14 protein-coding genes are annotated in these 15,110 nt (G+C 39.8%); 9 read left to right on the top strand and 5 right to left on the bottom strand.

Features of this window, described 5'->3' with window-relative positions:
- Positions 1-86: 86 nt before the first annotated feature.
- On the bottom strand, positions 87-1,817 hold the full coding sequence (gene argS / locus CIK00_RS01545; RefSeq protein WP_101767165.1) for an arginine--tRNA ligase: 1,731 nt from the start codon (positions 1,815-1,817) through the stop codon (positions 87-89).
- A gap of 413 nt (positions 1,818-2,230) precedes the next feature.
- Here argS and CIK00_RS01540 point away from each other — a divergent pair, with 413 nt between their 5' ends.
- Positions 2,231-2,839, top strand: a complete 609-nt coding sequence (locus CIK00_RS01540; RefSeq protein WP_101767164.1) for a VOC family protein — start codon at positions 2,231-2,233, stop codon at positions 2,837-2,839.
- Positions 2,840-2,955: 116 nt separating this feature from the next.
- Here the strand turns inward: CIK00_RS01540 and purU are convergent, their stop codons facing one another.
- Positions 2,956-3,789, bottom strand: a complete 834-nt coding sequence (gene purU / locus CIK00_RS01535; RefSeq protein ID WP_101767163.1) for a formyltetrahydrofolate deformylase — start codon at positions 3,787-3,789, stop codon at positions 2,956-2,958.
- Positions 3,790-3,995: 206 nt separating this feature from the next.
- Between purU and CIK00_RS01530 the strand changes: the two genes are divergently transcribed.
- From CIK00_RS01530 to rnd, 6 genes are all read left to right on the top strand, one after another.
- Positions 3,996-5,954 carry an ATP-dependent DNA helicase gene (locus CIK00_RS01530; RefSeq protein ID WP_101767162.1) on the top strand — a complete coding sequence of 653 codons (1,959 nt, stop codon included), beginning with the start codon at positions 3,996-3,998 and terminating at the stop codon, positions 5,952-5,954.
- On the top strand, positions 5,955-6,656 hold the full coding sequence (gene tsaB / locus CIK00_RS01525) for a tRNA (adenosine(37)-N6)-threonylcarbamoyltransferase complex dimerization subunit type 1 TsaB (protein WP_101767161.1): 702 nt from the start codon (positions 5,955-5,957) through the stop codon (positions 6,654-6,656).
- 340 nt (positions 6,657-6,996) lie between these two features.
- Positions 6,997-7,566, top strand: coding sequence for a Slp family lipoprotein (locus tag CIK00_RS01520; protein WP_101767160.1), 570 nt, complete (start codon positions 6,997-6,999; stop codon positions 7,564-7,566).
- Positions 7,567-7,571: 5 nt separating this feature from the next.
- The gene (locus CIK00_RS01515) at positions 7,572-8,450 is read left to right on the top strand and encodes an alpha/beta hydrolase (protein ID WP_101767159.1); all 879 of its coding nucleotides are present in this window, start codon (positions 7,572-7,574) and stop codon (positions 8,448-8,450) included.
- Positions 8,451-8,615: 165 nt separating this feature from the next.
- Positions 8,616-10,301 carry a long-chain-fatty-acid--CoA ligase FadD gene (fadD, locus tag CIK00_RS01510; protein WP_101767158.1) on the top strand — a complete coding sequence of 562 codons (1,686 nt, stop codon included), beginning with the start codon at positions 8,616-8,618 and terminating at the stop codon, positions 10,299-10,301.
- Between the two features lie 154 nt (positions 10,302-10,455).
- Positions 10,456-11,580 carry a ribonuclease D gene (gene rnd / locus CIK00_RS01505; protein ID WP_101767157.1) on the top strand — a complete coding sequence of 375 codons (1,125 nt, stop codon included), beginning with the start codon at positions 10,456-10,458 and terminating at the stop codon, positions 11,578-11,580.
- 94 nt (positions 11,581-11,674) lie between these two features.
- Here rnd and minE read toward each other — a convergent pair whose 3' ends face one another.
- The 3 genes from minE to minC are packed head-to-tail and all read right to left on the bottom strand — an operon-like array spanning position 11,675 to position 13,480.
- Entirely contained in the window at positions 11,675-11,938 is a 264-nt protein-coding gene (gene minE, locus CIK00_RS01500; RefSeq protein WP_045026762.1) for a cell division topological specificity factor MinE, read from the bottom strand.
- 6 nt (positions 11,939-11,944) lie between these two features.
- Entirely contained in the window at positions 11,945-12,754 is an 810-nt protein-coding gene (gene minD, locus CIK00_RS01495; RefSeq protein ID WP_101767156.1) for a septum site-determining protein MinD, read from the bottom strand.
- 24 nt (positions 12,755-12,778) lie between these two features.
- Positions 12,779-13,480 carry a septum site-determining protein MinC gene (gene minC / locus CIK00_RS01490; protein WP_101767155.1) on the bottom strand — a complete coding sequence of 234 codons (702 nt, stop codon included), beginning with the start codon at positions 13,478-13,480 and terminating at the stop codon, positions 12,779-12,781.
- 222 nt (positions 13,481-13,702) lie between these two features.
- Between minC and CIK00_RS01485 the strand changes: the two genes are divergently transcribed.
- Positions 13,703-13,975 (top strand): YcgL domain-containing protein, encoded by a 273-nt coding sequence (locus CIK00_RS01485; RefSeq protein WP_101767154.1) that lies wholly within the window; start codon positions 13,703-13,705, stop codon positions 13,973-13,975.
- A gap of 14 nt (positions 13,976-13,989) precedes the next feature.
- Positions 13,990-14,961 carry a lytic murein transglycosylase gene (locus CIK00_RS01480; RefSeq protein ID WP_101767153.1) on the top strand — a complete coding sequence of 324 codons (972 nt, stop codon included), beginning with the start codon at positions 13,990-13,992 and terminating at the stop codon, positions 14,959-14,961.
- Positions 14,962-15,110 lie beyond the last annotated feature (149 nt).

The raw sequence follows: 15,110 nt of genomic DNA, 5'->3' as shown, positions 1-15,110 counted from the left end.
GAAGGCTTTTTGTTATGTTGCTACTTCAATCAGTTACTAGTGCAATAAGTCACTAGTGCTATAAGTAGCTATCACATAAAGGGTAATTACATACGCTCTAGTGTTTCAATACCTAGTAGATCTAAGCCTTTCTTAAGCGTGTTAGCCGTTAGTAGAGCTAACTTCAAGCGGCTTTGCTTAACAGCTTCTTCCGCATTAAGAATTGGACATGCTTCGTAGAAGCTAGAGAACAGACCTGCAAGTTCAAACAGGTAAGTACACATTAGGTGAGGCTGGCCTTCACGAGCAACAGACTGCACTGCTTCTTCAAATTGAAGTAACTTAGATAATAGTGATTGTTCTTTTTCGTCATTGATAACGATAGGGAATGTTAGATCTTTCAGTTCAACATTCGCACGTTTGAAGATAGACGCAATACGAGTGTAAGCATACTGCATGTAAGGTGCTGTATTACCTTCAAATGCTAGCATGTTGTCCCAATCGAAGATGTAGTCTGTAGTACGGTGCTTAGAAAGATCAGAGTACTTAACCGCAGCCATTGCAACTGTTGTTGCAATTTTTGCTTTTTCTTCAGCACTTAATTCTGGGTTTTTCTCTTCGATTAGCTTGTTTGCACGCTCTTCTGCTTCATCAAGAAGATCAGCAAGACGTACAGTACCACCAGCACGAGTCTTAAATGGACGACCGTCTTTACCTAGCATCATACCAAATGCGTGGTGCTCTAAAGATACTTCTTCAGGAACATAACCTGCTTTACGTACGATAGACCAAGCCATCATTAGGTGTTGGTGCTGACGTGAGTCGATAAAGTAAAGTACGCGATCCGCATGAAGTTGCTCGTAACGGTATTTAGCACAAGCAATATCTGTTGTAGTGTATAGGTAGCCACCATCACGTTTTTGGATGATAACGCCCATAGGGTCGCCATCTTTGTTCTTGTATTCGTCAAGGAAAACAACCGTTGCGCCATCACTTTCTACTGCTAGACCTTTTTGTTTAAGATCTGCAACAACAGGTGCAAGCATGTCGTTGTACATTGATTCGCCCATTACGTTAGCATCTGTTAGAGATACACTTAGACGATCGTAGTTGCGTTGGTTTTGCTTCAGTGTGATAGAAACAAGTTGACGCCATTTATCAAGGCAGTATTCGTCGCCACTTTGTAGACGAACAACAAAGTTACGTGCTGTTTTGCCGAATTCTTCGTCTTCATCGTAAAGCACTTTTGATTCACGGTAGAAGCCTTCAAGATCGCTGATGTTCATTGAAACATCGCGACCTTCTTTTTCTTTACGCTCCATGTTAGCGATAAGCATACCGAATTGGGTACCCCAGTCGCCAAGGTGGTTAGCACGAATAACATTGTGGCCTAAAAACTCTAGAGTACGTACAACAGCATCACCGATGATAGTTGAACGTAAGTGACCTACGTGCATTTCTTTTGCTACGTTAGGCGCTGAGTAGTCAACAACAATTGTTTGTGCTTCATCTGCGTTAACCGCTAGACGCTCACTTGCTAGTGCTTCTTCACCACGAGCGGCTAACCATGCTTTATCAAGGAAGATGTTGATAAAACCAGGGCCTGCAATTTCAACTTTCTCAGCAATACCGTCTAATTCTAGGCAGTCGATAACTTTTTGAGCAAATTCACGTGGATTCATGCCCAATTTTTTAGCTACGCCCATTACACCATTTGCTTGGTAATCACCAAATTGTGCTTTTGCTGACTGACGAACTGCTGCGGGACTACCAGCAGGTGCGCCTGCAGCTTCTAATGCTTGTGCTACTTTATTATTAATAAGTGCTTGAATATTCACTTGCTGTTCCTTTAATCGTTTGTAACGCCAATCATATATATATGGCAAAAACGGCTGCATATAGCAAGATATGCCGTTAAAAATACTCACGGAGCTAAAGTGTTTTTTGGTTAACTAAAAAAGCGACCAAAGCTACGTGAGTATTTTTTGATGGTAGTGTTAATTTTAGTTTAAACACCAATATCTTGATAAGCAGCGTGCGTTACCCTAATAATACCCACATAGTTAGGTACTTTGGCAACTGGAAAAAGAGATTGCAGGCAATTTTTTTTAAAGTTTTTAAAATAGGTTAAAATAAAGCCAAAATTCAGCAATTGATGAGGGATACCTCATGGGCGTTTAGTCAGTTGTAATGCGAAAAGTATGCGTAATTATGCTTTTGTTTATTAAATGTTACGTGGTTGGGGTGAAAGATGAAAAAGTTGAAACAATTAGGTTTACATCCAGAACAAATGTTAGCTGATTTACCAGCCTTTATGAATCGCATTATTTGTTTGGCTGATGAGATCGGTATTTCTCTCTCATCGTATGCAGCAGATCATATTGCATTGCGGGTTAATTCACAGGATATTGCACTAGAACTTCATCAAGCATGGTTAGCTTATGGTACTGAATGGTCACAAGCGATTATTAATGGGCGTCCGATTGTAGTGATTGGTTTTGATAAACCGTTGCAAGTGGGGGAGTGGACGATTGAGGCGTTAGAGCTACCGTATCCGAATGGTAAGACCTATCCACAGCAAGGGTGGGAGCATGTCGAGTTTGTTATTCCTGGAAATGCGATGTCATTGGAACAATTAGAACAGTCTATTAGTTCAATATTTCCAGCATTAAATTGGCAGCAGTTGGCCGATCAAGGGATCAAGGTTAAAGCGAGCTCTCCCGCCGGTGAGCATGAACGTTTACCGAATCCGACTTATGCATTTAAAAAAGGCAATATATGCATTAAATTACATTCACATTCTTTAGCGGCAGTAATTACGAGCGAACAACAAGATAAACATGTGAATAATAATAACTAATGTTGTTTGCTGTGAACGAATGGCTGTTATGAAAAGAAGCAGTAAAAATGCCACATCATTAGACTCTGGCATTTTTTATTGTTGCGAATAGGTCATGGATGATGACCGTGGGTAAGTTAAAGGATCACAGTACGATTGCCGTGAACAAATACGCGATCATCAACCACTAAACCAAGTGCTTTACTTAATACTGATTTTTCAACATCGCGCCCTGATTTTGCCATTTCTTCAGCACTGAACGTATGATCAACGGGAATTACGTTTTGAGTAATGATTTGGCCTTCATCAAGATCGTTGGTAACAAAGTGAGCCGTTGCTCCAATGATTTTTACCCCACGATCAAAAGCTTGTTGGTAAGGTTTTGCCCCAATGAATGCGGGTAGAAAGCTGTGATGAATATTAATGATTTTATGTGGGAACTGCGCGACAAAGTTTGGTGTCAGAATGCGCATATATTTTGCTAGTACAACATAGTTAGGTGAATATTGTTGTACCGCGGCGAGTAATTGCGTCTCATGTTGCTCGCGCGTGAGTCCTTCATGGGATACATGGTGAAATGGTACATCAAATTTTTCGGTTAAATTTTGAAGTTTATCGTAGTTACCGACCACCGCGGCAATCTCTATATCTAGCGAACCGTCAAAGGTTTTAACCAAAATATCGCCTAAGCAATGGGCTTCTTTTGTCACCATGATAACGACTTTCTTACGCTCAGAGCTAATGATTCGACGCTTACTTCCCGTAGGTAATGCGCGGTCTAGATCAGCCAGTAACGTCTCATCATTAAAATAGCCTTCTAATTCTGTCCGCATGAAAAAATGGTTTTTAGCGTTATCAACATACTCTTTATTATTAATAATATTGAGTTGGTGCTTATGACATATGTTGGTAATTTTGGAGATAAGACCCATATTATCAGGGCATTCCGTTAAGAGTGTTTTCTTTTCCATGTCTATTCCTGATGACGGCAACGCTGCGCCCCGCCTAAAAATCATAATTTATCACTATGACGCTTATACTGTGTTGGGGTCAAATAGTTTATTGGCGGTGTTGTTTTAGTCGTGCGAAATAGCCTCTGACATGGCTGGTCGTCGAGTAATAAAATTGGCATAATAGAGGTATTGATACTGTATAAATAACCAATAGTGCGAAGTAAATGATAGCTAAGTTTTTTGCCGCTGGTGGTGCGTTAGATAAAGCCATTCCAGGATTTCAAGCTCGACAACCTCAAATTGATATGGCAAAAGCGGTGGCTGATGCAATAAAGCAACAATCACAATTAGTGGTTGAGGCGGGTACAGGTACAGGTAAAACCTTTGCTTATCTTGTACCGGCATTAGTTAGTGGTAAGAAAACCATTATCAGTACGGGTTCAAAAAACTTACAAGAACAGTTATTTCATCGCGACTTACCCTTTATGACGAATGCATTAGGGTTTACGGGGCGAGTGGCATTATTAAAAGGGCGTTCAAACTATTTATGTGTTGATCGCCTTAGTCGTCAAATCACCGAAAGTCATGGTGATCATTCTGATCCTGTAATGCTGAGTTTATTAATTAAAACTCGCCAATGGTCATCTTCATCAAAAACAGGCGATCTCGGTGAATGTGAAGATATTGCCGAAGATAGTCCTGTGATCCCAATGATTACTTCAACTAATGATAATTGCTTAGGGCGAGAATGCCCGTCTTATGATGATTGCTTTGTAGTAAAAGCGCGCCGTAAAGCGATGGAAGCGGATATTGTGGTGGTAAATCACCATTTATTTCTGGCTGATTTAGCGATGAAGGATAATGGTTTTGGTGAATTGATCCCCGAAGCAGAAGTGTTTATTTTTGATGAAGCACATCAAATGCCAGATATTGCCAGTCAATATTTTGGTCAAAACTTATCGAGTCGCCAATTAATTGAACTCGCAAAAGATATTGAAATTGGTTATCGCACTGAAGCGAAAGACATGCGCCAATTGCAAAAAGCTGCTGCTCGTTTACAACAGGCGACGTTTGAAATGCGGATTATTTTAGGTGATCCTGGTTTTCGTGGTAATTGGCGAGAAGCTTCGCAAACACCAGCGGTGCAACGTGAATTGGTACGCCTTAATGACGCCCTCGATTTAATCTATGATGTATTAAAATTAGCGTTAGGGCGTAGTCAGTTATTAGATGCGGCTTTTGAACGTGCTACGTTGTTAAAAGCGCGTTTAAAACGGGTAGTAGATACCAGTATTATTGGTTATTCATATTGGTATGAGTGCACACCGCGTCAATTTAGTTTGAATATTACACCGTTATCTGTGGCTGATAAGTTTAGTGAGCGAATGACTGAACAAAAGGGGGCGTGGATTTTCACCTCAGCGACATTGGCTGTTGATGATGATTTTAGCCATTTTAGTCACCGTTTAGGATTACAGCCTAAACAACAGTTTTCATTAGAAAGTCCATTTAATTATGCCACCCAAGCGTTGTTGTGTGTGCCTCGTCATTTACCTGAGCCTAATAGTTATGGTTTAGCTGATAAATTGGTTGAAATATTAGCACCGGTAATTGAAGCGAATGATGGACGCTGTTTCTTTCTTTGTACCTCTCATCAAATGGTTCGAGATCTTGCTGAAGGCTTTCGTGCTCGACTAGATTTACCTGTATTAGCACAAGGTGAAACCAGTAAGCAAAAGCTGTTAGCAGAGTACCTTGAACGAGGTAATGCGTTATTAGTGGCAACAGGTGCATTTTGGGAAGGTATTGATGTTAGAGGCCAAGCCCTTAGCTGTGTTATCATAGATAAATTACCATTTACAGCGCCAGATGATCCGTTATTAAAAGCACGTATTGAAGACTGTCGTCTACGCGGTGGTGATCCCTTTGCTGAGGTACAAGTACCTGATGCTGTGATTACCTTAAAGCAAGGTGTTGGTCGATTGATTCGTGATACTCAAGATAAAGGGGTATTAGTGATTTGCGATAATCGTTTAGTCACTCGTGCTTATGGCGCTGTATTTTTGAGAAGTTTACCGCCAATTCCGCGCACGCGTAGTGTTGCAGGGGTTAGCGAATTTTTGTCAAACTTAACCGATACTCAGGTATCTGTAAGTGACGATATCCAACATTCAGAGGCTTGAATGAGTACCAAAATTCTGGCAGTAGATACTGCAACTGAAAACTGTTCTGTCGCGCTAATGATTGGCGATGATGTTATTTCTCGTTGTGAATATGCTCCTCGTGAGCACACCACAAAAATTTTACCTATGATTGATGCTGTGTTAGCGGATGCTGGTATTAAATTAAAGCAGCTTGATGCATTGGCGTATGGTCGTGGTCCGGGTAGCTTTACTGGTGTTCGTATTGGTATTGGCATTGCACAAGGGTTAGCCTTTGGTGCTAACTTACCTATGATTGGCGTATCGACTTTGGCTGCAATGGCGCAAGGTTCGTTCCGTTTACATCAAGCTGATCATGTCTTGACGGCTATTGATGCACGTATGGGTGAGCTTTACTGGGCACAATATCAGCGTAAAACCGATGGTGATTGGCTATTGTTGGGTAATGAGCAAGTGATTGCTCCTGATGTTTTATTGGCTAATGTACAAGCTGATACCAATACATGGTTGACTGCAGGTACTGGTTGGGAAGCGTATCCTGAGCTATTAACGCAATTACCCTTTAATGCTCAATTAGGCAGTGTACTGTACCCAGATTCACAAGATATGGTGTATTTAGCTAAATATGCTTTTGCTCGTGGCGAAATCGTTACAGCAGAGGCCGCAAGTCCAATTTATTTACGTGATACTGTTACGTGGAAAAAATTGCCAGGTCGTGAGTAGAATCAACCATCAATCAGTGTTGATATTATTAACGGATTTAGCGATATAAACAAATACGAAGAGTGGCAGTTTATCTTGTCATTCTTCGTGTATTTATAAATTTATAATGGTGCTATATCCAATAATAGCAGCGGCAATACTTATATATTGAGTAGCAACTACTCGTATTTCTATACTATCAACAGTGATAGCTGTTGCCTCATTTGTTTTCTCTCTTAATTCTTTTATTATCTGTATTTTGACGATATAACATTAAGTACTATCGAGGTTAATTTGAGAGTTAAACCGTGAGATATGTTATTTTTTGTTGAGTTATTAAACAAATGTATGGGGGTTTTAGATGTTTAGTAAGCTATTTCTTGGGGGGATATTAGTGTTTATGGTAGGCTGCGCGAGCTTACCTGCAACGTTAGTAACGAAATCTAAAGATCCTATAACTGATTTAACGGTTATTTTACAACACCCTCAGGCGAATCAAGGTAAAGAGATACGCTTAGGTGGTGTTATTGCTTCGATTCGTAATGAACAGCTGCAAACACGTATTGAAATGGTTGCGATGCCATTAACTGCTGATGGCCGTCCAATACTACATTCACCATCACAAGGGCGATTTATTGCGTATATTCATGGTTTTTTAGAGCCGCTTGAATATACAAAAGGACGTTTATTGACCGTTGTTGGGCAATTTTCTGGTGATGAAAAAGGAAAGATAGGTCAATACCCTTATATTTTTCCGGTAGTACACGTGTCAGGTGAGCAATTATGGCAAGTACAACAGCAGGTACAATTGAATGATCCTTTTTGGATGCATCAACCTTGTTATTCCTTTAATTGTGATCGATGGGGTAATGATTTAATGATGTCTAATTTCGGGGTTAACGGCCGAATTGTTGAACGAGTAGTACTATAACTATCATGAAAGAGATAACGCTAACGTTAGCCGAGTATAACCTTGCTGCTTGTAGTAACGTTGATATAACGACGGCAAGGTTAACGTCAAAACCGCTATTAGTGTTATTACATGGTTGGCAAGATAATGCCGCTACGTTTGCATTATTATGGCCGTTGTTAATTGTTGATTATGATGTTATTGCGTTTGATTGGCCAGGTCATGGCAAATCTGATTATAAAAGTGCTGACAATTATTATCACTTCATTGATTACATTGATGACTTACATCAAGTGATTATTCAACTTAAAGCTGAAAAAGTGCATATTATTGGTCATTCGTTAGGGGCTATTGTGGCGGGGTGTTATGCCGCGACATTTCCTGAATATGTCGATAAAATTGTATTAATTGAAGGATTGTCACCGTTAGTTGATCCACCTAAAATGACAGTGGAACGGTTACGGATGGGAATTGTTAGTCGACAACGTTATCGTCAACAACAACTACGTTTAAAACAGCGTTCGATGGCGACCTTTGCTGAGGCGCTTACGCTTCGTGCTACGGTTAACCGATTGCCGGTATCATTACTTGATGCCGTAGTTAAGAGAGCGATAATCGAACGTGATGGACGTTGGTATTGGCGTCATGATCCTCGTTTACGTTGTGATTCGTTATATCGAATGGCACAACAACACGCACAGGCTTTGCTAAGTAATATTCAAGCGCCAGTTTTATCCATTATTGGTGATAAAGGATATGCTGCCATGCGTCAATGTGATGGTAATGGATCAGATATTAACAACTTTACTCAAGTGGTGGTGTCAGGGGGACATCATTGTCATTTACAAAGCTCGAATGATGTTTATCGTCATATTCGAACATTTATCCCCACTTCATTCGATTAGGTATTGAGTTTTATGTTTGGTTTCAAACGTTGAAATCATGGTGGCACTATCAAATTCTAATCAATAGTTAAATATGCTGTAATGCGAATATTTGCTTTATTTATATCATTATAGTTTTGTTAATTTATAGACATACACCGCAGTCTAATTATAAGGAGAGTGCACGTGGATAAGGTTTGGCTTAGCCGCTATCCGGACGATGTACCGGCAGAAATTAACCCGGATGAATATTCATCTTTGGTCGACTTGTTTGAGCAATCTGTACGTAAATACGCAGATCAAACGGCATTTATCAACATGGGGCAGGTCATGACCTTCCGTAAGTTGGAAGAGCGTAGCCGTGCATTTTCTGCATACCTACAAAATGAGCTTAAGCTTCAAAAAGGTGACCGTGTTGCCGTTATGATGCCGAATTTATTGCAGTATCCGATTGCATTATTTGGTATTTTGCGTGCAGGCTGTGTGGTTGTAAATGTTAATCCGCTTTATACGCCGCGAGAATTAGAACATCAACTGAACGATTCTGGCGCGAAAGCGATTGTATCTAATTTTGCACATACGCTAGAAGCTGTGGCTAAAAAGACCTGTGTTAAACATGTTATTTTGACCAGTCTTGGCGATCAATTATCTCGTCCAAAGGGAACATTAGTTAACTTTGTGGTGAAATACATTAAAAAGATGGTACCGTCATACCATTTGCCTCATGCAACCTCGATGCGTATTGCTTTGCGCAAAGGGCGCCGAATGCAATATGTTAAGCCATTGATTACTGGCGATGACATGGCATTTTTGCAATACACGGGTGGTACAACTGGCGTTGCTAAAGGTGCTATTCTGACTCACCATAATATGGTGTCTAACGTCATGCAGGCAAAAGGGGCTTATGGTCCAGTGCTGACGGAAGGGCGTGAATTAATCGTGACTGCTCTGCCGTTATACCATGTATTTGCATTGACGGTTAACTGCTTATTATTGTTGGAAATGGGTGGACAAAACCTATTGATCACAAATCCTCGTGACATTCCAACGTTCATCAAAGAATTACAACGCTATCAGTTTTCTGCCATTACTGGCGTAAATACCTTATTTAATGCGTTAGTAAATAATAAAGACTTCCATAAATTAGATTTTAGTAACCTTCACCTTTCAGTGGGTGGTGGCATGGCAGTTCAACGCGCGGTAGCTGAAAAGTGGCAAAAAATTACCGGTAATTATTTACTGGAAGGTTATGGTTTAACCGAGTGCTCGCCGTTAGTTGCTGCTTACCCGTATAACTTAACCTACTATAATGGATCTATTGGCTTACCCGTACCATCAACGGAAGTACGAATGGTTGATGATGAAGGTAATGTGGTTGGTATTGATCAAGTGGGTGAGCTACAAGTTCGTGGCCCTCAGGTCATGAAAGGTTATTGGCAGCATCCAGAAGCCACCAAAGAAGTATTAAGCGACGATGGTTGGCTTTCTACTGGTGATATCGTCAAATTTGACGATGAAGGTTTTTTGCATATTGTTGACCGTAAGAAGGACATGATTTTAGTGTCTGGATTTAACGTTTACCCGAATGAAATTGAAGATGTGGTAGCACTGCACGATAAGGTGCTTGAAGTTGCAGCTATCGGCCAAGCACATGAAGTGTCTGGTGAAGTGGTTAAACTTTGTGTCGTTAAACGTGATGATAGTTTAACGCGAGATGAATTAATCACCTATTGTCGACAGTATTTAACTGGCTATAAGATCCCTAAAATTGTTGAATTTATGGATGAATTGCCAAAGACGAATGTAGGTAAAATTCTACGCCGCGTCTTGCGTGAAGAGTCAGACAAAAAAGCACAACAAACCACGAAATAATATCTTTACTGACATAATATAATGTCGGTTTGATAAAATAGTAGAAACTGATTGTGCTAGCACGTATCTAATGCCGGCTTTTATGCCGGCATTTTACTATAAAATATTTAATTGGCTCTAAAAATGGGTCGTTCTGTCATAAAAAAGGTACATTGTGAATTTCGAGATTGTTACAACAACTGAGCAGCTTCGCCTACGGTGTGAGTTAGCTCGTCAGCATACAGCTGTTATGCTTGATACTGAATTTGTACGTACACGAACGCTTTACCCTCGTTTAGGTCTGATTCAAATGTTTGATGGTGAGTATTTATCACTGATTGATCCACTTAACGTTGAAGATATGGAACCGTTATGGGCATTATTACGTGATCAATCTGTGATTAAAGTGCTGCATGCTTGTGGTGAAGATCTTGAAGTCTTTCTGCATCATGCTGGCTGTTTACCCGTACCGATGCTTGATACCCAAATTATGGCTGCTTTTCTTGGTCATGGTATTTCAACGGGGTTTGGAGCGTTAGTTAAAGAGTACGTAGGGGTTGAACTTGATAAAGGCGAAGCGCGTACTAATTGGTTAGCTCGACCGTTAACCGACAAGCAACTCGATTATGCGGCGGCGGATGTGCATTATCTTAAACCCTTATATGAAACGTTATTAGCGAAAGTTGAAGCGGCAGGGTATATGGAAGCGTTACAGCAAGAATGTAATGCGATCATGTTACGTCGAACACGAGTGCTTGATCCTAATAAAGCGTATCTTGATATTAAGAATGCTTGGCAGTTAACACCAAAACAATTAGCGATATTGCAGCAATTGGCAGCTTGGCGTGTGCGCGAAGCGAGAAAGCGTGATATTGCCCTTAACTTTATTGTTAAAGAATTACATTTGTGGAAACTTGCGCATTTAGAAATTAAATCTCGTACAGTGATGGAAAAGGAAGGCTTTGAGCCGATGGAGATTCAGCGTCACTGTAACCGTTTATTGAAAATGGTGCATGATTGTGATGCGATTGATTCTAAAAATTATCCGCAAAAAATCGAACGTTTAGTCGATTTTCCAGGCTATAAGCAGATGGTTAAGCGTTTAAAAGATGTCGTAACAGATGTTGAGTTAAAGACAGGGTTAGCGCCTGAATTTTTAGCGTCTAAAAAACAGATTCATCAATTATTATCATGGGCATGGAAACATCAACGAGCCGATGAAAAACGTCCTGAAATGCTTAAAAACTGGCGAAAGCCTTTATTTGAAGCGCGAGCATTAGCGATACTTGATGAGAAATAGATGTTGTACTGCCATAGTGTAAGTGCCGTACTATTATAGATAATAAAAAATAGACAATAAAAAGCCCCGCTAAGTAAGACTTAGCGAGGCTTTTCTATTTTTCTTCGTCAGGTAAGGTGACGTTAAGTTCTAGTACCGATAACTCATCACCATTATGGTCTAGATTTACTGAAACATGTTCTGGGTTAATTTGAACATATTTACTGATAACAGCTAAAATATCGCGTTTTAGCTGTGGAAGGTAGGCCGGAGATTTCTGTCCAGCACTACGTCTTTCAGCAACAATAATTTGTAGCCGTTCCTTTGCTACATTTGCAGTTTTCGCTCTTTTAGGACGAAAAAACTCGAGCAGGGCCATGGTCAATTAGCCTCCAAATAGACGTTTTAGGAAGCCTTTCTTTTCTTCTAAGAAACGGAAAGGACGCTCTTCACCAAGTAGACGGGCAACTGTGTCTTCATAGGCTAGTCCTGCATCGGAACCTTTATCAAAGATAACGGGTTCACCTTTATTGGATGCATTTAATACTGCTTGGCTTTCTGGAATAACACCAAGTAGTGGGATATGAAGGATTTCTTCAACATCTTGTACACTTAGCATTTCACCTTGGTTTACGCGTGCAGGATTGTAACGTGTAAGTAAGAGGTGTTGTTTAACAGGTTCTCGGCCTTTTTCTGCACGACGAGACTTCGAATCTAGAATACCTAGAATACGATCTGAGTCACGTACTGAAGAGACTTCAGGGTTCGTGGTTACAATGGCTTCATCTGCAAAATACAGTGCCATTAATGCGCCAGTTTCAATACCTGCTGGTGAGTCACAGATAATAAAATCGAAACCCATTTTTGTTAGTTCTTTGAATACTTTTTCAACACCATTACGAGACAATGCATCTTTGTCGCGTGTTTGTGAGGCCGGCAATACAAATAGATTATCAACGCGCTTATCTTTGATCAGCGCTTGGCTTAAATTTGCTTCGCCATTAATAACATTAACGAAATCGTAAACGACACGGCGTTCACAACCCATAATGAGATCGAGGTTACGCAGGCCGATATCAAAATCGATAACTGCAGTTTTTTTACCGCTCAGTGCTAGACCAGATGCAAGAGCGGCACTTGATGTTGTTTTACCAACGCCGCCTTTACCTGAGGTAACAACGATAATTCGTGTCATTTACTCAATTCCTTCTTAAAACTTTTATAAAGCTAGGTGCTCTATACTGAGATTATTGTCTTCAAGAGATATGACAACACCTTTGCCCCAAAACTCTTCCTGAATGTTATCACTCAGCCAGTAGTTTCCTGCAACAGAAATTAGTTCAGATTGTAAGTTTTGACAGAAAATTGTCGCACTTTTTTCACCACTGGCGCCTGCAATAGCGCGACCGCGTAGCGTGCCATAAATATGGATACAACCATCGGAAAGAATTTCCGCACCAGCACTGACATTACTAAGAATAACGAGATCACGATTACGAGCATAAATTTGTTGTCCGGAACGAACCGGAGTACGAATAATTAACGTTGGTTCTTTATCTGTATTTACTGGAGTATCTAATGTTTCAGCTAAAAATTCAGATGGCTCGTCTTTAACTGGTCTTGCCGCATTCATAATAGCAAAACCAGCTGCTTTTGCTTGTGTTTGCTGTGTTTTATTTTTACAGCCACCAATACCGACAGGTATCATTCCTGCATCGATAATTCCAGCTTTTAACTGTTCAAAGTTAATATCAGTATTAACTTGTGATATATCAATAACAATAGGTGCCGAAGCAAAAAAATTTGGAGCGAGTTCAACTTTATCTTTTAGCTGATTAGTTACTTTACTAATGTCATTATCAACTAAATGAAGAGCAGAGAGCGTGAACGAGCTCCCTTTTAGTTCAGCTATCTTGGTCATAGGTATATTATGGCTAAGATTTTAAATTAACCATTTAGTTCATTATCACAAAGGTACTAGCATGGTATATTTACTCGCGGTTAGGGGCAAGCTATCCTTGCGTTGACGTTGGTTTTTCAGACAAACTTCTCACACTATTTACTTAAAACTGAGTCAATAGTGAATGATTGCTTGTAATCGTACTCTGAAATGTATGGCGCATAAATGAAATAGGCTAATTATATGTTGTGTTCAATCTACAAAAGCTTAAAAAAAGACAATACTTATCTCTACATTAATAAGAAAGATGATTTTGCGGACATACCCGCACAATTAATGTCGACCTTTGGTAAACCTCAATTTGTTATGGTAATCAAGTTAGAAGGTAGAACATTGGCTTTGGCTGATGTTGAAAAAGTAAAAGAGGCATTACGTACTATCGGTTTTTATTTACAAGTGCCACCACCAGTGATTAATTTATTAGAACAATATAAGGCTGATCAAGCCGCTAAATAAGATATAAGGTTATTATGCATAAACGTTTGATATCGATTTTTGTTGCCATCGGAATAGGGGTGTCTTTTTCGGCTTTTGCTAACGAAGAAGGATTCGATGCCTACGTAGACAAATTAAAAGTAGAAGCGCGTGAAAAAGGTATTTCAGAGCCGATAATTGGGGCGGCATTTAACGGTATTAAATATACAGCTCATGCAGTTAAAGCAGATAAGAATCAACCTGAGAAAAAACTGTCATTAGAGCAATATATTATTCGTGCAGTACCTGATTGGAAAGTAAAGCAAGCTAATCGTCTTTATCAACAAAATAAAGTGGCACTAGAACGAATTGGTCAGCAGTATGGTGTTCAACCACGGTTTATTGTTGCTTTATGGGGCGTAGAAAGTAATTTTGGTAAAATTCAAGGTAACTACCATGTTATCGAAGCATTAGCGACATTAGCTTATGATGGCCGCCGTGAGGCTCTGTTTCGCAAACAGGTCATGGCGGCATTAGAAATATTACAAGATGGTCATATTACTATTGATGACATGAAAGGTTCTTGGGCTGGCGCTATGGGGCAGTGTCAGTTTATGCCAACCTCTTATCTGACTTATGCTGTTGATGGTAATGGTGATGGTAAAGCGGACATTTGGAATACGAAGGCCGATGTTTTTGCTTCTGCTGCAAATTATTTAAAACTCTCAGGATGGAACAGTGAATACACTTGGGGGCGTCCAGTTAAGTTATCACAAGTATTGGCCGATACTTATGAAGGCACCGAAATTGAAAAAGGTAAAACATTAGCTCAGTGGCAACAATTAGGTGTAATGAGTAATAATAATGGCACATTACCTGATGCAGAGATTCAAGCATGGTTAATTCAGCCTGATGGCGGAGAAGGTAAGTCATATCTAATTTATGAAAACTATCGAACATTACTTAAGTGGAATCGTTCGCATTATTTTGCTTTGGCTGTGAGTGCATTAGCCGATCGTATTCAATAAAATAATTATTATTAGTTTATAGTAAGTTTTAGTAATGCTTAAAAAATTAGTCATTAATGTCTGGCTTTTTATTTACATTATTTAACGAATATAAATACTTTATTCTTACTAAGAATAATTACGAGCAGAATAGTCATCATAGTATTAAT

Origin of the sequence: Photobacterium carnosum (assembly GCF_002849605.1) — a bacterium.
Taxonomy (GTDB): Bacteria; Pseudomonadota; Gammaproteobacteria; order Enterobacterales; family Vibrionaceae; genus Photobacterium; species Photobacterium carnosum.
This window is presented reverse-complemented; position numbering and strand designations above follow the sequence as displayed.

What these genes read in the sequence shown, in the direction of transcription:
- CIK00_RS01540 (WP_101767164.1), top strand. Translation starts at nt 2,231, where the DNA reads ATGAAAAAGTTGAAACAATTAGGTTTACATCCAGAACAAATGTTAGCT.
- CIK00_RS01485 (WP_101767154.1), top strand. Translation starts at nt 13,703, where the DNA reads ATGTTGTGTTCAATCTACAAAAGCTTAAAAAAAGACAATACTTATCTC.
- CIK00_RS01530 (WP_101767162.1), top strand. Translation starts at nt 3,996, where the DNA reads ATGATAGCTAAGTTTTTTGCCGCTGGTGGTGCGTTAGATAAAGCCATT.
- purU (WP_101767163.1), bottom strand. Translation starts at nt 3,789, where the DNA reads ATGGAAAAGAAAACACTCTTAACGGAATGCCCTGATAATATGGGTCTT.
- CIK00_RS01480 (WP_101767153.1), top strand. Translation starts at nt 13,990, where the DNA reads ATGCATAAACGTTTGATATCGATTTTTGTTGCCATCGGAATAGGGGTG.
- CIK00_RS01520 (WP_101767160.1), top strand. Translation starts at nt 6,997, where the DNA reads ATGTTTAGTAAGCTATTTCTTGGGGGGATATTAGTGTTTATGGTAGGC.
- minD (WP_101767156.1), bottom strand. Translation starts at nt 12,754, where the DNA reads ATGACACGAATTATCGTTGTTACCTCAGGTAAAGGCGGCGTTGGTAAA.
- minC (WP_101767155.1), bottom strand. Translation starts at nt 13,480, where the DNA reads ATGACCAAGATAGCTGAACTAAAAGGGAGCTCGTTCACGCTCTCTGCT.
- minE (WP_045026762.1), bottom strand. Translation starts at nt 11,938, where the DNA reads ATGGCCCTGCTCGAGTTTTTTCGTCCTAAAAGAGCGAAAACTGCAAAT.
- tsaB (WP_101767161.1), top strand. Translation starts at nt 5,955, where the DNA reads ATGAGTACCAAAATTCTGGCAGTAGATACTGCAACTGAAAACTGTTCT.
- CIK00_RS01515 (WP_101767159.1), top strand. Translation starts at nt 7,572, where the DNA reads ATGAAAGAGATAACGCTAACGTTAGCCGAGTATAACCTTGCTGCTTGT.